The 2938-nt window shown below is 43.5% G+C and carries 3 protein-coding genes; 1 reads left to right on the forward strand and 2 read right to left on the reverse strand.

Translation table 11 applies throughout. From position 1 onward, the window contains the following. Nucleotides 1-402: 402 nt before the first annotated feature. Both PX636_RS21610 and PX636_RS21615 read right to left on the reverse strand, forming a co-directional pair. Nucleotides 403-1227: a sulfurtransferase gene (locus tag PX636_RS21610; protein WP_002796543.1), complete on the reverse strand. Its 825-nt coding sequence runs from the start codon at nucleotides 1225-1227 to the stop codon at nucleotides 403-405. Next, entirely contained in the window at nucleotides 1196-1639 is a 444-nt protein-coding gene (locus tag PX636_RS21615; RefSeq protein WP_002796544.1) for an ATP-binding protein, read from the reverse strand. Before PX636_RS21615 ends, PX636_RS21610 begins: the two co-directional genes overlap by 32 nt. A 172-nt stretch (nucleotides 1640-1811) precedes the next feature. Here PX636_RS21615 and PX636_RS21620 point away from each other — a divergent pair. Next, nucleotides 1812-2938 (forward strand): PP2C family protein-serine/threonine phosphatase (locus PX636_RS21620; protein WP_288118814.1); only part of this gene is annotated, 1127 nt, incomplete at its 3' end.

Consider the following 2938-nt stretch of genomic DNA (forward strand, 5'->3'; position numbering starts at 1 on the left):
ACAAAGACCGGCTTCTGTCATACAAAATACATACCTAATTTTTTATAGAGTTTAACTATAAAATTACCTTTGAGTAATTTTACGGGGGAAAACGACTATTCTTTGAGGAATAGCGGTGATTTGAGAGCAAAAAGATAGCAACTAAAATAAAAATTAGCTTTTTTGTCTAAGTAGGGAGGCACAATTATTTGTAGGATGGGTTAGCGGTAGCGTAACCCATGCGGGCGTTGGGTTTCATGCTTTAACCCAACCTACGTTCATCTTATATTTAATTTCACCCACCCACTTAGGAGACAAACTAGATAATAGTTTGGGAATAATTAAAAGTGATAATAGAGGGATTGTACAGTAATTAGGTCATTTTGATAATCTTTCTAGATAGATGAACATCAACAAGGCTGGTTAGATCAGGTAGGAACACCAATCACTCCAACCTCCAGAATATAGCTTAACATTCTCGTATCCGGCTAGGGTAAGGGAAAGGATATTGACACAGGCTGTCACTCCCGAACCACAGTAGAGGATAATTTCTCGATCGCTTTGCCGCTCTTGCCAACGTTGTTTTTGCAGGTCCTGGGGTTGAGAAAAACCCTGACTATCGGTGACTTCTAACCAGGGATAATTAAGCGCCCCCTCGATGTGGCCGGCGATCGGATCGATCGGTTCCCTTTCGCCCCGATAGCGATCGCTTTCCCTGGCATCAATTAACACCACTCCCCCTTGCTCTTTTTGCCTTTTTACCTCCTCGATCGTGACTACCCAATCCTGTTGAACTTGGGGGAGAAAAGCGCCGGTTTTCGGCACAGGTATCTGATTGGAGACGGGATAACCGGCATTTAACCAATTTTGCCAACCACCATCGAGAATGCTGACTCGTTCATGGCCCAGATAACGTAATAACCACCAGAGACGACTGGCAAAGGCAAAACGGGAGGCATCGTAGGCGATGACATGAGTTTGGCCGGAAATCACCCCTAACGAGCTTAATTTAGCGGCTATCGTCTGCGGATTCGGTAAAGGATGACGGCCGCCATGACGGGCAACGGGAGCCGATAAATCGCGATCGAGGTGTAAATAGAAGGCATTTTCAATATGATTGGCTAAATACTCTTGATAACCGAGATCGGGATCATTTAATTGAAAACGACAGTCAATAACCATCAGATCGGGGCGATCGAGATTAGTCACTAACCAACTAGGAGAAACGAGGGGTGCGATCGGATTCATGGCGGGAAAATTGTTTAATAATTAACAGACAGTTGCGCTGATCTTCGCTGCGAGTATAACTGAGTTGATCGGCGATTTTTTGGAGGATCGGCAGTCCTTGCCCATGACCAGAGAAACTATAGTCATGATAGGCGTTTTTCTCGATAAAGTCCTCTAAATCGAAGGCGGAACCCCGATCCCAGATGCGAATTTTCATCTGGGATCGGGTAATCTCAATCTCGATCTCGATTGGGATTTCGGGAGGTAGGTGTCGGTGAGCGTGACGGACTGCATTGGTAAAACCTTCGGCAAGAGCAAGCTGACACTGGAGCCAGTCTTTTTGGGGAATGCCCGCTGGTTCAAGTTGCTCAAAATATTTTAAAACGGTATCTAAGGACTTGAGATCGCTATCTACCTGAAAAGAAATCTTCACCCCCGGCTTACCTCTCCAATGCCTTACGCTAGAAGTTATACCATTTTTCCCAAACTATGACTGATGTGTTAGCTCGATTCTGGATTTAATCCCTGGTTGAGGGACAAGCAAAGTCATCTGTCAGGGAGTCGGGGGTAGGCAGTAAGATTGAGATAGTCAAGTCACAAAAAAGATGGTACGAATTCTAGTAATTGATGATGATGGAGTAATTCAAACGTTTTTGAGCCGCGCTTTGCGGAAGGAATACGAGGTTTTTATTGCCAGTGATGGGGAAGAAGGATTAAAGCAAGCGGGGCAACTAAAACCAGCGATGATTATTTGTGATTGGATGATGCCGGGGATCGATGGGTTGGAAGTTTGCCGGCAAATTAAGCTCAATCCCCAACTGTCAACGACTTTTTTTATCCTCTTAACTTCTTTGGGATCGGTGGAGGATCGGGTCAAGGGATTGGATGCGGGGGCAGATGATTTTTTGTGTAAACCGATCGAGATTAATGAGTTAAGAGCGCGCGTGCGGGCGGGAATTCGTTTGCATCAATTAAGTCATGATCTGCAAGCGCAAAAACAATTACTAGAAATGGAGTTAGCGGAAGCGGCGGCATATGTGCGATCGCTGTTACCAGAACCTTTTATTTCTCCAAAACTTGCTATCGATTTTCGCTTCCTTCCTTCTCGTCGATTGGGGGGGGATGGATTTGATTATTATTGGTTAGATAATGACCATTTGATGTTATATCTTTTAGATGTGGCTGGCCATGGTTTGCGAGCGGCTTTACCTTCCCTTTCGGTGATTAATTTACTCCGTTCTCATGGTTTAACTCAGGTGAATTACTATGAACCTAATCAGGTTTTACATAGGTTAAATCAAGTTTATCAAATCAGTCCTAAGAATGATAAATATTTTACTATCTGGTACGGAATTTATGATCAGAAACAACAACAGTTAACCTATGCCAGTGCCGGTCATCCCCCGGCAGTTCTCCTGACTCAAAAACCTTTTGGACAGATGATTGAAACCAGACTGAAAGCCCCCGGTTTTCCCATCGGGATGTTTCCAGAAGCAGAATATATCAATCAGGTTCAATCCCTGAATTTCTCCAGTAGCCTTTATCTTTTTAGCGATGGAATTTACGAGATCGATTGTGTTGATGGTAGGATGTGGGGACTAGAGAACTTTATTCAATCTTTGCGAAATTATCACTGTAATTCTGCTAAAAATCTTGATAATTTTATTGAAAAAATTCAAGCTTTACAATTTGATGGTAATTTTAGGGATGATCTTTCGATCATGCAGGTGGA

Origin of the sequence: Microcystis sp. M53598_WE2 (genome assembly GCF_030067735.1) — a bacterium.
GTDB classification, from domain to species: Bacteria; Cyanobacteriota; Cyanobacteriia; order Cyanobacteriales; family Microcystaceae; genus Microcystis; species Microcystis aeruginosa.